Annotated in this window: 17 protein-coding genes; 15 read left to right on the top strand and 2 right to left on the bottom strand. The window is 33.7% G+C overall.

Annotation, left to right across the window (positions count from 1 at the left end; genetic code table 11):
* Positions 1–403: 403 nt before the first annotated feature.
* Positions 404–586 (bottom strand): hypothetical protein, encoded by a 183-nt coding sequence (locus ACFCYN_RS02440; RefSeq protein ID WP_172447531.1) that lies wholly within the window; start codon positions 584–586, stop codon positions 404–406.
* A 316-nt stretch (positions 587–902) separates the two neighbouring features.
* Here ACFCYN_RS02440 and ACFCYN_RS02435 point away from each other — a divergent pair, with 316 nt between their 5' ends.
* The 8 genes from ACFCYN_RS02435 (at position 903) to ACFCYN_RS02400 (ending at position 10,975) form a co-directional block, all read left to right on the top strand.
* Positions 903–2,033, top strand: coding sequence for a CaiB/BaiF CoA transferase family protein (locus ACFCYN_RS02435; protein ID WP_375947304.1), 1,131 nt, complete (start codon positions 903–905; stop codon positions 2,031–2,033).
* Between the two features lie 603 nt (positions 2,034–2,636).
* Entirely contained in the window at positions 2,637–3,230 is a 594-nt protein-coding gene (locus ACFCYN_RS02430) for a TetR/AcrR family transcriptional regulator (protein WP_375947302.1), read from the top strand.
* A 45-nt stretch (positions 3,231–3,275) separates the two neighbouring features.
* Positions 3,276–4,595, top strand: a complete 1,320-nt coding sequence (locus tag ACFCYN_RS02425; protein ID WP_375947300.1) for a purine-cytosine permease family protein — start codon at positions 3,276–3,278, stop codon at positions 4,593–4,595.
* 29 nt (positions 4,596–4,624) lie between these two features.
* Entirely contained in the window at positions 4,625–5,719 is a 1,095-nt protein-coding gene (locus tag ACFCYN_RS02420; RefSeq protein ID WP_375947298.1) for an S-methyl thiohydantoin desulfurase family protein, read from the top strand.
* On the top strand, positions 5,719–7,299 hold the full coding sequence (locus tag ACFCYN_RS02415) for a hydantoinase/oxoprolinase family protein (RefSeq protein WP_172447536.1): 1,581 nt from the start codon (positions 5,719–5,721) through the stop codon (positions 7,297–7,299). Before ACFCYN_RS02420 ends, ACFCYN_RS02415 begins: the two co-directional genes overlap by 1 nt.
* A 739-nt stretch (positions 7,300–8,038) precedes the next feature.
* A complete protein-coding gene (locus ACFCYN_RS02410; RefSeq protein ID WP_375947296.1) occupies positions 8,039–9,208 on the top strand; it encodes an FAD-dependent oxidoreductase in 1,170 nt (389 codons plus the stop codon).
* Between the two features lie 42 nt (positions 9,209–9,250).
* A complete protein-coding gene (locus tag ACFCYN_RS02405; protein WP_172447538.1) occupies positions 9,251–9,931 on the top strand; it encodes a TetR/AcrR family transcriptional regulator in 681 nt (226 codons plus the stop codon).
* A gap of 237 nt (positions 9,932–10,168) precedes the next feature.
* A complete protein-coding gene (locus ACFCYN_RS02400; protein WP_375947293.1) occupies positions 10,169–10,975 on the top strand; it encodes a protein phosphatase 2C domain-containing protein in 807 nt (268 codons plus the stop codon).
* A 438-nt stretch (positions 10,976–11,413) separates the two neighbouring features.
* Here ACFCYN_RS02400 and ACFCYN_RS02395 read toward each other — a convergent pair whose 3' ends face one another.
* Entirely contained in the window at positions 11,414–12,274 is an 861-nt protein-coding gene (locus tag ACFCYN_RS02395) for an RCC1 domain-containing protein (protein ID WP_375947291.1), read from the bottom strand.
* Positions 12,275–12,730: 456 nt separating this feature from the next.
* Here ACFCYN_RS02395 and ACFCYN_RS02390 point away from each other — a divergent pair, with 456 nt between their 5' ends.
* The 7 genes from ACFCYN_RS02390 to ACFCYN_RS02360 all read left to right on the top strand — a co-directional run bounded on the left by ACFCYN_RS02390 (position 12,731) and on the right by ACFCYN_RS02360 (position 17,820).
* Positions 12,731–13,252: a GNAT family N-acetyltransferase gene (locus tag ACFCYN_RS02390; RefSeq protein WP_375947289.1), complete on the top strand. Its 522-nt coding sequence runs from the start codon at positions 12,731–12,733 to the stop codon at positions 13,250–13,252.
* A gap of 215 nt (positions 13,253–13,467) precedes the next feature.
* Complete coding sequence (locus ACFCYN_RS02385) at positions 13,468–13,875, top strand: DUF7674 family protein (protein WP_375947287.1); 408 nt, start codon at positions 13,468–13,470, stop codon at positions 13,873–13,875.
* A 148-nt stretch (positions 13,876–14,023) separates the two neighbouring features.
* Positions 14,024–14,695 carry a DUF3885 domain-containing protein gene (locus tag ACFCYN_RS02380; protein ID WP_375947285.1) on the top strand — a complete coding sequence of 224 codons (672 nt, stop codon included), beginning with the start codon at positions 14,024–14,026 and terminating at the stop codon, positions 14,693–14,695.
* A gap of 204 nt (positions 14,696–14,899) precedes the next feature.
* Positions 14,900–15,475, top strand: a complete 576-nt coding sequence (locus ACFCYN_RS02375) for a hypothetical protein (RefSeq protein WP_375947283.1) — start codon at positions 14,900–14,902, stop codon at positions 15,473–15,475.
* Positions 15,476–15,626: 151 nt separating this feature from the next.
* On the top strand, positions 15,627–16,091 hold the full coding sequence (locus tag ACFCYN_RS02370; RefSeq protein ID WP_375947281.1) for a hypothetical protein: 465 nt from the start codon (positions 15,627–15,629) through the stop codon (positions 16,089–16,091).
* Positions 16,092–16,400: 309 nt separating this feature from the next.
* Positions 16,401–17,138, top strand: a complete 738-nt coding sequence (locus tag ACFCYN_RS02365) for a GNAT family N-acetyltransferase (RefSeq protein ID WP_375947279.1) — start codon at positions 16,401–16,403, stop codon at positions 17,136–17,138.
* A gap of 499 nt (positions 17,139–17,637) precedes the next feature.
* A complete protein-coding gene (locus ACFCYN_RS02360; protein ID WP_375947277.1) occupies positions 17,638–17,820 on the top strand; it encodes a hypothetical protein in 183 nt (60 codons plus the stop codon).
* Positions 17,821–17,934: the final 114 nt, after the last annotated feature.

Genomic DNA, 17,934 nt, shown 5'->3' with positions numbered 1-17,934 from the left:
ACCTTCCTATTTTAGGGGGGTGCTTTTCTTTTACGTTGAATAAAAAATACGAACACTATTTGAACAATATTGATATAGTTGTGAACTTCGTTGATATAACACTAAAGCTCGTTGATATAATACTACTCTTCGTTGATATATTGCTAATAGCCGTTGATAAATTACTTTGACGGAGTTTATTAATGGATAAAACCACAAATAGTATGTAAACATGGCATGAAAAACAGTCGATGTGGCTTAATTATCAATGAATGCTGCACAATTAACGAGTGAAACGTTTTAATTATGAACAAAGTGCCCCATCAAACCCTTATACCACCTCAATAAACGCAGAAATTCGAAATTAACACAATATTCCCCACATAAAAAAGGCACCCTCCAAGTAGAAGGCGCCCTGTAATAATTAAATACCTTGGTCAGCTTTTTCAGCATCCAATAATTCTTGCATAAATTTAAGATTATATGTATGGCTTTCTTTCAGTCTGCTGTGTCTTGTTAGTTTAATGAGATTTTGATAGTAAGCAATCTCTTCCTCTAGTGATGAAATGACATTTGTACGATATTCCTTTAATTCTGTTTCGTTCATTTTTCATTCCTCCTATAATAGGGATTTAATAATTTAAGTATATCCTTTTTGATAGGAACTATAAATAAATTATTTGTTAATTTTTATTAAACTTAAAAGTCGTTTCTTTCGTTGTATCGAAAAAGGAATCTAATATACGAATGTTTTCTGTATGAAGGGGATTCTTTTAAATAGTAAATAATATTTATTAAAGTCATAAAGTAAAATTTACTTGCCATATCATTCATATACATATGAGCGTGATGATCATCATAAAAGTAAGTAAATCATAGATTTGAAGGGAAATGTCAATTTATTGTGGTAAAGGAGATAACTTATGAGTTTACTAAATGGTTTAAAAATATTAGATTTTTCAACTTTACTACCTGGTCCTTATGCAACGATGATGCTAGCGGACCTTGGAGCTGAAGTATTGCGCGTCGAGTCACCAACTAGACCAGATTTAATACGAGATGGATACCCTCGTGATGGGAAAGATTCAGTTGCTCACGGTTACATAAACAGATCGAAACAGTCGATTGCTTTGGATTTAAAAAAGGAAGAATCAATTAATATCGTAAAAAAATTAATTGAAGAATATGATATCGTGATGGAACAATTTCGTCCTGGTGTAATGGAAAGATTAGGTTTAAGCTATGAAGAATTAAAGCTGATTAATCCTAAACTAATCTACTGTTCGATTACAGGATTTGGACAAACGGGTCCTTATCGAAATCGCGCAGGGCACGATAATAATTATTTATCGATTTCAGGAGTTGCAAGTTATTCTGGTCGTAAAAATACCGGACCATCACCAGCTGGGGTTCAAATTGCAGACGTTGCTGGAGGTTCATTACATGGTGTAATCGGGATTTTATCAGCTGTTATTTATCGTAACCGAACTGGTGAAGGACAATGGCTTGATATTAGTATGACAGACTGTAGCTTTGCATTAAACGCATTAGCGGGTCCAGATTACTTAATGGGAGGCATAAACCCAGAGGTAGAAAGTACAATGCTAAATGGTGGAACATTTTATGATTACTATGAAACAAAAGATGGACGCTATTTTTCTGTAGGAAGTATTGAACCACAATTTCGAAAACTACTTTGTGTAGGAATTGAAAGAGAGGACTTAATCGAACTTAGCTTTAGTTCAAAATCTGAAGATCAAAATGCGTTTAAAGAAGAAGTAAGAGCTGCCTTTCTCACAAAAACATTTAACGAATGGAAATCAATTTTTGAACTTTTAGATGCTTGTGTTGAACCAGTTCTTACACTTAAAGAAGCTAGTGAGCATCCTCAAATTGTTGAGCGAAATATGATCGTTGATGTTCCAAAGCCTAACGGTGGTTATCAAAAACAAATTGCAAGCCCAATTAAATCGAACGTATTTGTTCCTACCTATAGACATATTGGAGCAGGGCTTGGGGAGAATACAGAAGAGACGATTGGTAAATTAGTTTAATTTTTTTGTAGATGAAAAAGGAGATTCGAGGATTAATCGAGTTTCCTTTTTCAGTTTCTTGAATGGCTCGTAATAAATTAAAAATAGTTAATTTTACTATATTAATATTTTATTTGAAAAATTATCAGAAAAATTGTTGAATTCTGTGTTTTATGGTGGTAATATAGCTACAATACATTTTTTTAGAGAATGGAGGGCTTGGTTTAGGAATCATTTTTTTTTACCTATTTACCTAACGTTTGTTAGGTAAGTGTTGTAAGGTGTCACTTAACTCAATGCTAACAAGTGAATATTTTTTTACTCTATTACCTAACGTGTGTTAGGTAGATGTTGTTGGAATAACATTTAACACCATGCTGCGAAAAGAATATTTTTTTTACCCAATTACCTAACACTTGTTAGGTAGGTGATGTTAGCCGTGATTTAAAATTATTCTAGCAAAAGAAAAAGAGTTCATATTACTAAAAGGGCATTAGTTAAGTGTTATGAGAATGTTGTAAACTATAGATAATACAAAAATATGAGTGAAAGAAAGTATTCTTATTTTTTTAACTCATTACCTAACATACATTAGTTAGGTTTTATAGGGGGACTGTATTAACTATGACTACTAAACCAACAAAATCGACAAAAGAAAATATTAAAGAAGCAGCAACAAAGTTATTTGCTAAAAAAGGATATTCGGGTATGACAATTAGAGAAATTGCTAATGAAGTAGGGATTAAGCCACCTTCTGTTTATGCTTTTTTTGAAGGAAAGGATGATATTTTTCTAGCTGTCTATAAGGATGCGTTAAACGGGCATTTATCAATTGTTGAATCACAGTTTAAAAATAACCAATCTAAAAAAGTTCAGCTTTATTCAATTTTAAAATCAGCGATCGATTTTCAATATAAGGAGGATCTTAAAGCTAAAATTATCGTACGACTTATGACATCTCCACCAGAGATTATAAAGGAAGATATTATAAAAAGATTCGGTTCAATGGAATTAAATGAATATAAAATTCTTTCCGAAATTTTTAGACAAGGTATTGAAAATGGCGAAATAAAAGAGTGTGATAGTCATGCGTTAGCTTTGTCATTCCAATGCATAATGGACGGGCTGTTTTGGCAAATGCACCGACACAGTGAGGAAGAAATTTATGCAAGATTAGATATTACGTTTAATCAATTTTGGAATGGCATTGAAAAATAAAGATTAGTCTACAAATTGGTTAAAAAAATGGGGAGGTTTAGAGAAATGGCAAGTAAATCAACTATTGGAGATGATTATTCACTATCTAGGGTTCCGAAGTCGGCGAGATTACCGATGTGGGATATTATGCTTGTACGAGTTGGTGCTCTAGCAACATTATCACAGTTTATGTTAGGTGCTTCATTAGGATTTGGGATGACATTTTGGCAGGCGTTTTGGGCGACTATGTTCGGTAGCGTTTTGTTACAAATTGTTAGTTTCCTATTAGGATACGCTGGAGCACGTGAAGGTCTTTCTACTAGTCTATTATCTCGTTGGACTGGATTCGGAAGATATGGCTCCAGTATTATCGGCTTTGTCGTTTCGATTTGTTGTATCGGTTGGTTTGGAGTACAGAACTCTGTATTTGCGAATGGACTAGTCGAGGCAACTAACGGTAAATTGATACTTCCCGTTGCTGCTGCACTGACAGGAATAGCGGTAACTGCTTTAGTAATTTTTGGATTTAAATTATTAAGTCTAACAGCAAAAGTTGCAGTTCCAGCTTTTCTAATTGTAGTAGGATTTGGTGTTTATAATGTTCTTAGTGATCATTCGATTGTTAGTTTAATAGGAACTCCTCCTCCAGGTGGTGCACTATCAATTGGAGTTGGTGCAACAATGGTTGCCGGAGGATTTATGATCGGTGCTGTTATTACACCAGACTTTAGTCGATTTGCTAGAAGCGGTAAAGATGTTTTTTGGATGACGACGATTGGTACTTTAGTTGGAGAATTAGGCGTAAGTATGATTGCTGTATTAATGTCACACGCAGCAAAAACTAGTGATGTTGTTAGTATTATGCTTCAAACATCAGGTTGGATTGGCGCAGCAGTTGTTGTTTTCTCAACAGTAAAAATCAATAACTTGAACTTATATTCTTCTTCTCTAGGATTTACAAATATTATCGATACGATTTTTAAAGTGAAAGTAAATCGTGGAATTGTAACACTTGTAATTGGTTTAATCGGAACTTTATTATCTATTCTTGGTATTCTTGATCGATTCGTTGATTTTCTAGTTTTCCTTGGCGTCATGATTCCACCGATTGCAGGTATTATGGTCATTGATTACTTTGTTTTAAAAACTCATCGAAAAGCATTGGATGAAAGTAGGGAGAAAGGAACTTTACCGGCTGAGCCAGAGAGATTTAATCCAGTGACATTCATTGCATGGGTTGCAGGATTTGCTGCTGGCTATTTTGTTAAATTTGGTATTCCATCTATTAATTCACTAGTAGTAAGTGGCATCATTTATTACGTTGGTGTTTTAATTTTAAAAGCTATTAAAAATAAACGAGTTGTGGATGAAAAGATTACAGCTTAAAAATTCTGAATCTTGGAGGTATTCTGAAAATGAGAAAAATAGGTAAACAAGAAATTGAAGATATTGCAGTAGGTGCAGCCTTACTAGGTACAGGAGGAGGGGGAGACCCTTACATAGGTAAGTTAATGGCTCTTCAAGCAATTGAGGAGTATGGTGAAATTACTTTATTAGATGTGGATGAAGTGCCGGATGATGCGTTAGTTGTTCCGTCAGCTATGATGGGTGCGCCAACTGTCATGTTAGAAAAAGCACCAAGTGGAGAAGAGGCAATTGTCGCATTTCAAAATCTCGAATCTTATTTAGGAAAAAAAATATATGCAACGATGCCAATTGAAGCAGGTGGTCTGAACTCCATGCTACCTCTTGCACTAGCAGCAAGGTTAGGGATACCTGTCGTTGATGTAGATGGTATGGGAAGAGCATTCCCTGAATTACAAATGGTTACGTTTTACCTTGATGGAGTTTCAGCAACACCAATGGTTCTTGCTGATGAGAAAGGAAATACTTCGGTACTTTCAACAATCAACAATCTATGGACTGAGCGAATTGCCCGTGCAGCAACAATTGAAATGGGTGGATCTGTAATGACTGCCATTTACCCAATGACAGGCAAAAATTTAAAAGATAGTGGAATTCGAAACATTCTTCAGCTTGAAGAAAACTTAGGAAGAGCAATCAGACTTGCTAAACAAAACAACGCAGATCCAGTATCAGAAGCATTAAAATGTGCAAACGGCTTTGAATTGTTCCGAGGAAAAGTAACTGACATTAATAGAAAAACTGAAAGCGGATTTGCAAAAGGAATCGCTACATTCGAAGGCATTAATGATTATAAGGGGGAAACTTTAGAAGTTCGTTTCCAAAATGAGCACTTACTAGCACAAACAGAACAACGTCTACTTTGCGTAACGCCTGATTTAATTGCAGTTCTTGATGCAGAAACAGGTCTTCCAATTACAACTGAAGGCATTCGATACGGTGCAAGATGCGTAGTAGTCGGCATTCCTTGTAATCCAAAATGGAGAACGGAAAAAGGAATTGAAACCGTTGGACCAAAATACTTTGGCTACGATGTTGACTATATTCCAGTAGAAGAACTTGCTAAAAAAGGAGTGACATTATAATGAGCACATACAGAATTGGAATCGACGTTGGTGGAACACACACAGATGCAGTACTTTTAGATGAAAACAATCAAGTAGTGTCTGAAACAAAATCGCCTACAACAGAAGATGTAGCGACAGGTATTTATACAGCACTAAAGAAAATTATCGGCGATGCGAATGTACCAAGAGAACAAATTAAATATGCAATGCTAGGAACTACTCATTGTACAAACGCAATCGTAGAAAGAAAAAGACTAAATAAAATCGCGGCAATTCGTATCGGTGCTCCTGCAACTTTAGCCGTAAAACCGCTAATCGGTGTACCTGATGATCTACGCGCGGCGTTCGGAAAGCATATCTATTTAGTTCGTGGTGGACATGAATTCGATGGAAGAGAAATTGTCTCTTTAGATGAAGCACATTTGTATCAAATTGCGCATGAAATCGAAGGGAAAGTTGATTCTGTAGCCATTACTTCAGTATTTTCACCTGTATCGAAAGAACATGAAGAAAGAGCAAGTGAAATTATGAAGGAAGTTCTTGGAGAGAATGTAGCGCTTTCTTTATCATCAGAAATCGGTTCAGTAGGATTACTAGAACGAGAAAATGCTACAATTATCAATGCCGCAGTTGTAGATGTTGCAAAAACAGCGGCTGATGGTTTCATAAATGCATTAAAAAATGAAGGGATTGAAGCAAAAGTATTTTTCGGCCAAAACGATGGTACATTAATGTCCGTAGAATACGCAGTGAAATATCCAATCTTTACAATCGCATGTGGTCCAACGAACTCATTACGTGGTGCATCTTACCTAACTAAAAGCTCAGATGCAATCGTTGTAGACGTAGGTGGAACAACATCTGATGTGGGTGTGTTAATTCAATCTTTCCCACGTGAATCTTCACTTGCAGTAGAAATTGGTGGTGCACGCACTAACTTCCGTATGCCTGACCTAATTTCAATCGGACTTGGCGGCGGTACAATTATTCGCATTAAAGACAACGGAGAATTCACAGTTGGACCTGACAGTGTCGGCTATCGCCTTCCAGAAAAAAGCTTAATTTTCGGTGGGGACACATTAACTACAACAGACGTTGCTGTAGCACTTGGAAAAGTCGAACTTGGCGACGCATCAAAAGTAGCCCATTTAGATAAAGAAATATTAAATAAAGTATATGAGAAAATGGTAGAGCTAGTTGAAGAAGCTATCGACAAAATGAAAACAAGCGCTGAAGATGTGCCAGTTATTCTTGTTGGTGGAGGTAGCATATTACTTCCTGAAGACTTAAAAGGAGCTTCAGAAGTGATCCGCCCACAACATTCAGGTGTTGCCAACGCAATTGGAGCTGCTATTTCACAAGTAAGTGGTCAAGTTGAACGAATTTATAAATTAGTAGAATTAACGCGTGAACAAGCATTGGAAATGGCAAAAGATGAAGCAAAACAAGAAGCGATTAAAGCTGGGGCAGATCCTGATAATTTGGTAATCGTTGATATTGAGGACGTGCCACTTGCTTACTTGCCTGGTAATGCGACACGTGTAAGAGTGAAGGCTGCTGGGGATTTGGCGCAAGTTGAGGTTAATGAATTGGTTTGATATTGATTTTGAGGGCATCTTCTTTTAGGGGGTGCCTTTTTTGTATGGGTTGAATTATGGGATTGAGGGGGTGATGATATGCGGAAATGCGTACATTAAGTGATGTTTGTGCGTAAAGGGTAGAAGTTTGCTCATAAAGTACATCGCGCTTTATAAATGGGGTCAGACAAATGAAGTTTATGTTTAGTATTCTGAACACAGTGTGAACTTTATTGATAAAGTATTGTTTTTTGTTGATATAATAGCAATATTTGTTGATATATTGCTTTAGACCAATTTTAAGAGGCATCTACCTAAAAAAGGGATCGCGGAAACGCGAACATAAATTGAACAATATTGATAAAGTAGTGAACTCCGTTGATAAATGGATGTTTCTCGTTGATATATCGCTGAACTTCGTTGATAAATGGTTGATCCTCGTTGATATATCGCTGAACTTCGTTGATATAATGCTTGAACCATGTTCAAAATGAAGAGGCACGCTCCAAAAATAGGAGGTGCCTATGTGATGAAAATATAAGAAAGCTAGTTTTTCTATTGAAAATAGAGGACTAGCTTTTTTTTTGTTATTTTTAAATTTTATTTTAACGAACAACGTTCTTTACGAACACTGTTCGTTATGTTAAAGTGAATTTGCAAGAGAGAAATAAAGTAAACGAACTTAATTAGTAAAGAATTGGAATAGCAAATATTTAGAACTACAAATAAAGAACGAATTTAAATATAAGGAGTGGTAAGTATGTCATCTTTATCAAAAAAACAAAAACGCATCGCTATTATTGGAGGTGGCCCAGGTGGGTTAACACTTGCATTAATCCTACAGCGCTATGGTATTAATCCAGTTATTTATGAACGTGAGCAACTTAATATGAACACTCAAAGAGGGGGTTCACTTGATATTCATGAAGAATCAGGGCAAATGGCACTAAAAGAAGCGGGTCTTTATGAGAAGTTTCAGGAAATTGCTCGTTATGAAGGTGAGGACTTCCGCCTTTTAGATAAAGATGGGAAAATCTATATCGACGAGATAACAGAGCACTATGAAAAAGGTGGGCGACCTGAAATTGATCGCGGCGATCTTTGTGATCTGCTTTTAAACGCACTTGATAAAAGCTGTATTAAATATGGTTATAAATTGGAAAAGGCTGTTTCACTTGAAAATGGAATGACAGAGCTTCATTTTGAAAATGGATTTGTCGATACGGTTGACTTGCTTGTGGGTGCGGATGGGGCATTTTCACGAGTTCGTCCTTTATTAACGGATACGAATATTGAGTATACAGGTATAACATTCTTTGAACTTAATATACTTGATGCTGCTAAGAATCATCCGGAACTTTATGAATTCAATAGACGTGGTAAAGTATTTGCATTTGGTGATAATAAAGGTATTCTAGCCCAACTAAATGGGGACGGCCGAATTAAAGTATACGCAAGTCTGAAAGTAGAAAAAGACTGGTCAGAGAAAAATGGATATTCGATGGAGAAGCCTGTTGAGGCGAAAGCTAAATTATTAGATTTATTTAGTGACTGGGATGAGCAACTAAAGAACTATATTCGTGCTTCTGAAGACTCAGTTGTGCAAAGACGAATTTATATGTTACCAATAAATGTCAAGTGGAAACGTAATCCAGGTGTAACACTTATTGGTGATGCAGCTCATGTGATGTCACCTTTTGCAGGTGAAGGGGTCAACTTAGCAATGTTTGATGCAATGAACCTAGCTCTTGCGATTGTACATCAAAACGATCTTGCGGATGCAATTGAAGAATACGAAGAAAAAATGTATGCTTTTTCGTCTGAAAAGGCGCAGGAATCACTTGATAATTTGGAACTAAGTTTCTCTGATAATGCAGCTGTTAAGTTCTTTGATTTAATGAGTTCTTTCCATGAGGACCATGAAAATTAATGGTATATTTACTAATTAATACCGCCATGTTATAAAGTAATTATGGAAAATTCGAATCGAAAAATAATCAGTCGCCGAGATCGACCAGCTAAAGAGCCTTTAAGCAATGAACTCATTGTAAGAACTGCTTATGAACTTCTTAAAGAAGAAGGCGTTGCGGGGATGAGTATGCGCAAGATTGCAAAAGCACTGGATACTGGTCCATCTTCATTGTATGTATATGTTAAAAATCTACAAGAATTAAGTTCATTAGTATTAGACTATGGCCTTGGGCAACTTGTATTGCCAGAGCCAAATGAAGAATCATGGAAGGAAAATTTATTTGGAGCGCTGAATGCTTACTTCTCGTTACTATACGAAGAACCCGGACTTGCTGAACTTTCTTTTTCCTCAATTCCGGTTGGCACAAACTTTCTTAGATTGACAGAATATATTCTTTCAACATTACAGGATGGTGGTGTCAAATCTAGATCTGCAGCATGGGGAGTAGACCTACTTTTATTATACGTTTCTTCAGTAGCATATGAACGAACTACTAAGAAAAAGCACGGTGATATGCAAATAGCTAAAATGAAAGAAGCATTCCAAAATGCGGATCCAGTTCTTTTTCCAATCCTTTTTGGTCTAGGTGAAGAAATGTTCTCAGGAGATACGAAGTCAATGGAACGTTTCCACTGGGGAATTGAAGTTTTAATCCATGGAATTCAACATTTCAATAAATAGAAAAGTTAAAAAGTAAGCAGCCAATAGATAATGGTTGCTTATTTTTTTGCACATTAAGAAAGTGTAAATTGGCAACGGTGAGGATCAGTCGACGTAGATGCCAATTTTAGGTATAAGTATAAGTGCAACTACCCCTCTGTCTTCGCCAATCGGCGAGTTTTCTTTATTTTTTTAGAATGAAACGCTATCTTAAACGTATTACTTAGTAATGTTCTAAATTTAGGTGGTGACTAAAATATGGAGATTCGAACTAGTGCGAGAGTTTCACTTTCCAAAAAAGTAGCCGAAGATGCAATGGTAGTAAACAAAAAGTTAAATGTATTTGGAGTTTTTGATGGAGCAACGCCAATAAGTCCATTTAAAAATGCTGAAGGTATGAATGGAGCATATTTAGCTTCAAATTTATTTAGAAAGTATTTCGAAAATCATTTTCAATCTAAACTGACTCTTGCAGAAGGAATTATTCAAGCAAACAGAAGACTGATGGAAGAAATGATATTAAATAATATAGATATTACCCGCCCAGAAGAGTTGTGGACAACATGCGGTGCCGTTGTAAAAATCGATAAACAAAAAATATCATTTGCTCAACTTGGTGATTGTATGATTATAGCAGAGTACCATAATGGCCATATAAAAACTTTAACGAAAGATACTGTAAAGGGAATCAGTAGCAGGGCGAAAGTAAAACGTGAGAATGATCGAAAGAAAGGAATAATCTTACCAGAAGAATCGTATTTCAATTCGGTTAAAAATCAACTGATTTATAATCGAAGCATGGCTAATACGGTTAATGGTTATTCTGTTGCAAATGGAAAAGAAACAGTCAGAAGTTATATTCAATCGGGATATATAGATTCTAGGGATTTGAAGTCGATTTTATTAATCAGCGATGGATTATTTCATCCTAAGGTTGATTTGATACATGCATATAAAATAATCAATGCAATTGGGTTGGAGGAATATTCGGTGCAATTGGAAAAGGAAGAGTTGAAAAATAAGACACATTCGGATGATAAAACGGGGATCTTTATTCGGTTTTAGAAAATGTTCAAATATTTCACATTTAATTTATTAATAGGGTTAAGCAAATCATGATAATATTTTAATGAAGAAATTAAAGTTAAAAACATATATTTAGTTTATATAATAACAAAGTAAAAAAAGGATTGAAAAGTAGAAGTGAATTCTACTATTTCGATCCTTTTTTGTAATATAAATCAGCTCAAATTCATGGAATACTCTTAGCGAGATTTTGGAAAAATTAATGAGAATTTTTTTGAAAATAAAAAAGTCTCCGTCGAAAATGTGACTTTAAAAAAACAAGTTAATTCAAAAACCTCTGTAACGGAGCATTTCCGAACTATTTCACTAATAAAATGTTACAAATTGATGAACCAGTGATACAAAGGCTTTTTTTAAGATGAATATGTATTTTTTGAAGACTTATTTGAGCCTCGTTATTGTAAGGAAGAATTGTTCTTAAACTTGTACTTTAGGCAGTTGGATTTCACTCCAGTTAGTTACATCGCATTGGCCCATTGCATGATCGCCCACAGCCACCACGGTTCCGTCCGATTTAAGTCCAATTGAATGTGCGCAACCCGCTGCAATCGCGACAATATCGTGCCAGTCACTTACATTACATTGCCCATGCTTATCGAGACCTACAGCTACCACTGTACCATCAGATTTTAGTCCGATAGTATGATTACTACCAGCAGAAATCGCCACAATTTCACTCCAGTCACTGACATCGCATTGGCCATGTTTATTCAAACCAATAGCAACAACTGTGCCATCTGATTTAAGCCCGACTGTATGAAGATAACCTGCATCAGCCTCCACAATGTTTTGCCAGCCTTTAACATTACATTGGCCATACCGATTATTTCCTACGTTCGTTACTGTGCCATCCGACTTAAGCCCCACAGTATGCCAGTCCCCCGCTGAAATTGCCACAATATCCCGCCAGTCACTTACATTACATTGGCCATCATTATTTCGACCTACAGCCATCACCGTACCATCCGATTTAAGCCCGACAGATCGACGCCAACCCGCTGCAATCGCAACAATATCGCTCCAGTTACTTACATCGCATTGGTCATGCTTATTCCAACCTACTGCCACCACAGTTCCGTCCGATTTAAGTCCAATCGTATGAGCGTTACCTATATGACCATTACCTGCTGCAACTGCAATAATATCGTCCCAGTTGTTTACATCACATTGACCATATTTATTTTCCCCAACCGCCATGACAGTGCCATCTGAATTAAGTCCAACAGTATGACGATATCCAGTAGCTATAGTATCTTTTTTCGGTGTATTAATTTGCATGTTTACCTCCTTTATATTCGAGAAACTCTGTAATTAGTGTCAAGTATAAGTAACGGTTCAGCAGGATGTCAATTGAGATTATGATTTAATAGTTGGTTAAAAGACTAAAAAAATGGTTTAAACGAAGATTATATTAAAGTGGAATGGCATAGTTAATAAAAATAGAATCTTAGACTTAATTTCCATTTTGATGAAAGGAGTTTAGAATGTTTGAAATTACAACAACATACATTTTAAAATTAAAAGTTATGGATTAGATGTAATTCATTTGGAATTCAACCTCAGAGAGAGACGAATAACAGAATCAATAAAAAAATGTTTTAGTTGAAGATCACGAGTTGCTTACAGCTCTTTTTTTTATATTGAAGTAAATAGCAGATTAGTAACATAAATTAAAGGACTATTTGAATGTTAAGTTTAATGTATATATTAAACTTTTGATAAGAGGTGGTTTAAATGAACATAAGAAACGCAACTTTAACAGATGCAACTGGAATTGCGAAAGTCCACGTCGCAAGTTGGAAAACTACTTATAAAAACATTATGCCAGATGCTTTTTTACAGAAGTTATCTTACGACCAAAGAATTGATTCGTGGATCAAAAATATTACTAAAGAGAGACATTATGTGTTTGTTGCAGAAAATGGTAATGGAGAAATTATAGGATTTGCAGACTGTGGAAAAAGAGAAGAGAATCAAGTCGATGATTCAGGGGACTTAACATCAATTTATCTACTTGAAGAATATCAAGGAACAGGGATTGGCAAGCAACTAATGGAACAACTTTTTAATCAATTTGAAAAGTTAGGTTTTAATAGAGTGTTTGTTGAGGTATTAGAAGATAATAAAACTCGTTTTTTTTATGAGTATTATGGTGCTGAATTATTGAAATCTGAAAAGATAACAATTGCGGGTAAGGATTTAAATCTTCTGACTTATGAATGGAATAATATTAAAAAGGTATTAGCTAAATTTTAAACTTTGTTCTTATTGAACTTACTGATGAGATTCTTCAATAACGAAGGATCGTTTTTCTTATGTAGATAAATGGCAGATAAGTGGAATAATGAATTGTAATTTTCATGAGTCTTTTGATTGATTAATCCATTTTGGCTTAATGATACAATAAGAATAAATTTACAAATATGAATGAATTATAGATTATTAAGAATAATTTAAAGCAGGTGTTCCAAATGAGTAATGAAATTAAAAAACAGGATGTAATGAAGTTATTAGTAGGAGCGTGTCCTTCTTATAAAAAAAGATGGGAGGCATATCTAAAAGATAATTATGAACAAAACGAAGAGCAATTATTGTATTTAGATATATCTGATTTTGCACGACATGTAGCTGAATTACATAAAAAAGGACAATATGATGAATTCCCATCTTTATTTGAATTGGTTGAGCGATTGCATATCAATGGAGATGAAGTTGTTAAAGAAGCTGCTACCGTTGGATTACTTGAAGATATACAGCAGCACGCAGGGAATCATGATGGAATAAAAAAATTCCTACTTCCTGAATCATTAAAATGGTGGATTCATCTTGAAGACTTTTGGAGTGGTAAAACAGAGTATGTTGGCGGACCAAAAAAGTAATCTTATACAACTAACGCATGCGATTCTTCAATAACGAAGGATCGTTTTTCTTATTCAGCTAAATTGCAGTTTAGTTGTAAAAGAAATGGTATAGTTGTTAGCATTAAATTACCTAAATAACATTGTTTTTTGAAAGTGAGAAAAATAAATGAACTTACAACATTATCTCAAAGAAAAGTTTCCAACAGTGGAATTAATTCCTAGTATTTATTATCAATGGGACTCTGGTATTCACTTCTCACTTGGAGGTGATCTCTATCAATTTAAAGAAAAAGATAAGTTAAATCTTGATATGTTTAAACTGGTATATGAACAAACCTTAACAATATTTAATGAACTATTTGATCAAGATGATGAAGTGTTCCTTGTAACTAATCTGTATAAACACAAAACTAAAGAAAAACGAATCAAAAAATTGAAAGTCTATAAGCGTTTTCTAAAGAATAAAAATGATTTAAACAAAATTCATTTTAAATCATATCCATATCCGTTTGAAATGGACGATGCAGAAGAGTATGAGATGCAACAATTTTCATTAAATTGTAAACGAAAGGATCTCCGCGTTCATCAATTACTTAAGGCTGCTTGTAATGAAGATTTCCCATCATTACACCCAAGGTTTGGCGGATATTCAATAGGTTATCCAGATATTTTTTTCGTTAATGTCACTAAAGATATTATTTTCTTTATCTATGACGATAGAGGTTGTGAAGTTATTGCACGAGATGTAGATAGATTACGGTTGCTCTATAAGAAGTATTTTGATTGGGTTGAAGATATAGATAGAAAAAGGATAGAGAGTGGATTAGGAATTAAATGATTGAATAGGACTTAATTCCTTTTGCAACTAACTGATGCATTAGTTACATAACACGAGCTGCGTATATGTGGCTTTTTTATTCAAGTAAATGGCAGTTTAGTTTAATAAAAACAGGACTATTATCTTTAATATAGAATTAATAATATTAGTTAAAATATTTGTAAAATATTGGAATTACAATCGAAGTAAAAAGGAGAATAAATTATGATTAGAAAATTATCTATTATACTTATGGCTACAATGATGCTTACAGCCTGTTCCGATTCTAGCAAAACAACAAAACAACCAAATGAGCAATCAACTGAAGCGTCATCTTCTGTTACATCTAAGAAAGCAATAAAAAAAGTTTTTGAGAACCTATTTACTGGTCCAGATAAGAAGCTTATAGATTTAATGTGGAATCCTAAATATAAGACTGTTGTAAATAATAAAGAAGAAAACCCAACGTTCGATAAATATGTAGCAGAGGTATACGGACCATACATTGCAGATTCTTATCTCGATCCCTTCGTTTCAACAATTCTTAGTCAATATTCGAATTTTGCTTACGATGATGGCTATAAGTTAAGTCTTAAGAAGATTTCAATTAAGCAAAGTGATAAAGATTCAACTCGTTATACCTTCATAGCAGAGGTCGGCTATCAGAAAAATGAAGATGAAGAAAAATCTGTAAATGTAGAAGGCAAAGTCTACTTCTATTCAAAAGATAAAGGAAAAATCTCGGTAATCAAACTCATTAATGATAATGGCTTATTGGATAACTTAAGAACGAAAAATTGAATATTTTATCTCAATAAAAAAGAACTACCATTAGTAACTCATGTTGTTCAACTAACTGATGCGTTAGTTCAATAGGTTCTACTTCACTCTTCACTTTTATGTCCGTGTTATAATGGATATGATTTTTTAGACATTATAAAGGGGATTACATATGTTCATTTGGAATGTAAAAGGGCTCGTTCAAGCTTTAAAAGAAGAGAGTCTGTCCAGTAAGTCACAAAGATACCATAAAATAATAGGTATTTCTTTATTCGCAATAGTTTTACTAGCTTATCCGTTATTATTTTTAACTGAAACTTTTAACATCTTAGATATTATTGATATGATTAGTTTTCTGGTTATCAATCTAGTTGGAATTTATTTAGCATATAAAATAAATCAACGAGGAGATGGGAAGGAATTTGTCTTTCGTTATTTTAGTTTGTATCTTCCACTCACAATCCGATTTTTTGTCCTAGTTACGGTTATTATGATTGTCGGTTATTTAATTCTACCTTATATTGATCCTTCGATTTCTTTGAATGAGACCAACTGGTTCGATTTAGTTACTTCTGTTGGAACAGAAATATATTTCAATGTCTTAATGATTAAATATATAAAAATGTTAAATAAGTAATTAGTTTCTAAGTTGTATCTATCATTTCATCAATGATTAGCTTATGTAATTAACGCATGCATTAGTTGTACAACGTTCGACTGCTTCTGCAGTCTTTTTTTATTTGACTAAATGGCGGATTAGTTGAACAAGGAATAACACATAATTTGCTCATATGTTAGAATGAATTTTTATTGACCTTCACATAATTTAGGAGATTAAGATAGGGAATCCATTTAGTGAAAGAGTAAGAATATTATGTAATATCTCAACTATTCAATGAATGGTGGGGTGGAAGGTAAATGATTTAACTATTAGGAGGAAGTAAAAATGTTAGTAGACAAAATAATGAATTTCGAAAATAATTTTGCAGAAATACAATCTAATGTAATTGAAAAACCTTATGGTAAAATCTTTTATGATAAAAATAACCCTCTATCACATGATAGTAATCATGCATTAATAAATGAGGACAATGACTACGATTTAGCTATTATTGATATTGTGAATTTTTATAAATCAATAGCTATAACTCCACGAGTGTATACATTCACAAGAAATAATAGTACAGTTGGTCAATATTTAGAAAGTAAAGGATTTAATAAATCAATTGAGGAGATTTGTTTCTTCGTCCAAAAAAATAAAATAATAATAGATATTCCTAGAACAATTGATATTAAAAGGTTAAAACAAGTAGATGAAACAATATATGAATTACTCAACTCTGATAATGAAGAAGGTGAGTGGGGTTACAAATCTTTGATAAAGTCAATAGATAAAGAAAATTTTTATTTGTTTGGTGGATATGATGATAATAAATTAGTTTGTATAGCTTCATTGTACCAACAGAATGATATTTCTAGGGTAAATAATGTATTTACTAAAAAAGATAAAAGAGGAAATGGTTTTGGCAGCCAATTAATTAATTTTATAACTGATTTTAATGATAAGTCATTAAAATCAATAAGTTATTTATATGCTCACAATTCAACTGCAATAAAAATATATAAAAAAGCTGGGTATGAGGAAATGAATGCAATTACGCGCGGTTGTTACTGGTTAGACTAAATTGAAGTTTAAAGAATAATTATTTTTATTCAACTATATGGCAGTTTAGTTCAATAAGATTTACCGATAATATGATATACTTAATAATCATTATTAAAATACTTCCTATGGATTAACTTGGAGAAAAAAATGGAGAAAAAAATATATACAAATATATACTTATGGCTCGGGATCTTAGCTTTTGTCATGTGTATTCTCACATATATAACTAACCAAAAGGCATCTTCAATATATTTTATGGTTCTTTTAATTGTTGATGTTATAATGTTTTTTTATAAAAAAAAGAATCAATCGAAGTAATATTTACAAGAAATATTTAGTGTATTTAGGAACTACAGCATGCGATACTTCAATAGAAGATCGCTTTTTCTTAGTCAACAAAATGGCAGTTTAGTTGCATTAGGATGATTTAATTTCGTTAAAAAAGACGAAATTCCCCCAAGTTACAAAGCCCCAATTTTATAAAAGTATCATTAATCCAATAAAGGAGTAAAATATAATGGGCAAAAGAGTCTTGATTTCTGCAATTATTGCTGCAATTCTTTCCGTTATTATTCGTTCCATACTTCGTGCCAATGACATTAACAATTTACTAAGCGAAAATATAGCTGGTCTAGCATTAATATATTTGGTCATTTATTTATTGATTTTCTTTGTTTTTAAAAAGAAGTCTGAAAGATAAGACTTACGTATTGGTAAAATCTTATGCAACTAAATGATGCGTTAATTCTATAACGAAGTAGCTTTTATATTTTTCGTCTTTATGATTTGTACATTATTGCAAAAGGAATGTTTA

The sequence above is a fragment of the Gottfriedia sp. NPDC056225 genome (assembly GCF_042267765.1).
GTDB lineage: Bacteria > Bacillota > Bacilli > Bacillales > Bacillaceae_G > Gottfriedia.
This window is presented reverse-complemented; position numbering and strand designations above follow the sequence as displayed.

Coding starts and splice junctions, on each gene's coding strand:
- ACFCYN_RS02365 (WP_375947279.1), top strand. CDS start 16,401: ATGTTAGTAGACAAAATAATGAATTTCGAAAATAATTTTGCAGAAATA.
- ACFCYN_RS02360 (WP_375947277.1), top strand. CDS start 17,638: ATGGGCAAAAGAGTCTTGATTTCTGCAATTATTGCTGCAATTCTTTCC.
- ACFCYN_RS02410 (WP_375947296.1), top strand. CDS start 8,039: ATGTCATCTTTATCAAAAAAACAAAAACGCATCGCTATTATTGGAGGT.
- ACFCYN_RS02415 (WP_172447536.1), top strand. CDS start 5,719: ATGAGCACATACAGAATTGGAATCGACGTTGGTGGAACACACACAGAT.
- ACFCYN_RS02370 (WP_375947281.1), top strand. CDS start 15,627: ATGTTCATTTGGAATGTAAAAGGGCTCGTTCAAGCTTTAAAAGAAGAG.
- ACFCYN_RS02380 (WP_375947285.1), top strand. CDS start 14,024: ATGAACTTACAACATTATCTCAAAGAAAAGTTTCCAACAGTGGAATTA.
- ACFCYN_RS02435 (WP_375947304.1), top strand. CDS start 903: ATGAGTTTACTAAATGGTTTAAAAATATTAGATTTTTCAACTTTACTA.
- ACFCYN_RS02385 (WP_375947287.1), top strand. CDS start 13,468: ATGAGTAATGAAATTAAAAAACAGGATGTAATGAAGTTATTAGTAGGA.
- ACFCYN_RS02425 (WP_375947300.1), top strand. CDS start 3,276: ATGGCAAGTAAATCAACTATTGGAGATGATTATTCACTATCTAGGGTT.
- ACFCYN_RS02440 (WP_172447531.1), bottom strand. CDS start 586: ATGAACGAAACAGAATTAAAGGAATATCGTACAAATGTCATTTCATCA.
- ACFCYN_RS02405 (WP_172447538.1), top strand. CDS start 9,251: ATGGAAAATTCGAATCGAAAAATAATCAGTCGCCGAGATCGACCAGCT.
- ACFCYN_RS02430 (WP_375947302.1), top strand. CDS start 2,637: ATGACTACTAAACCAACAAAATCGACAAAAGAAAATATTAAAGAAGCA.
- ACFCYN_RS02395 (WP_375947291.1), bottom strand. CDS start 12,274: ATGCAAATTAATACACCGAAAAAAGATACTATAGCTACTGGATATCGT.
- ACFCYN_RS02390 (WP_375947289.1), top strand. CDS start 12,731: ATGAACATAAGAAACGCAACTTTAACAGATGCAACTGGAATTGCGAAA.
- ACFCYN_RS02375 (WP_375947283.1), top strand. CDS start 14,900: ATGATTAGAAAATTATCTATTATACTTATGGCTACAATGATGCTTACA.
- ACFCYN_RS02420 (WP_375947298.1), top strand. CDS start 4,625: ATGAGAAAAATAGGTAAACAAGAAATTGAAGATATTGCAGTAGGTGCA.
- ACFCYN_RS02400 (WP_375947293.1), top strand. CDS start 10,169: ATGGAGATTCGAACTAGTGCGAGAGTTTCACTTTCCAAAAAAGTAGCC.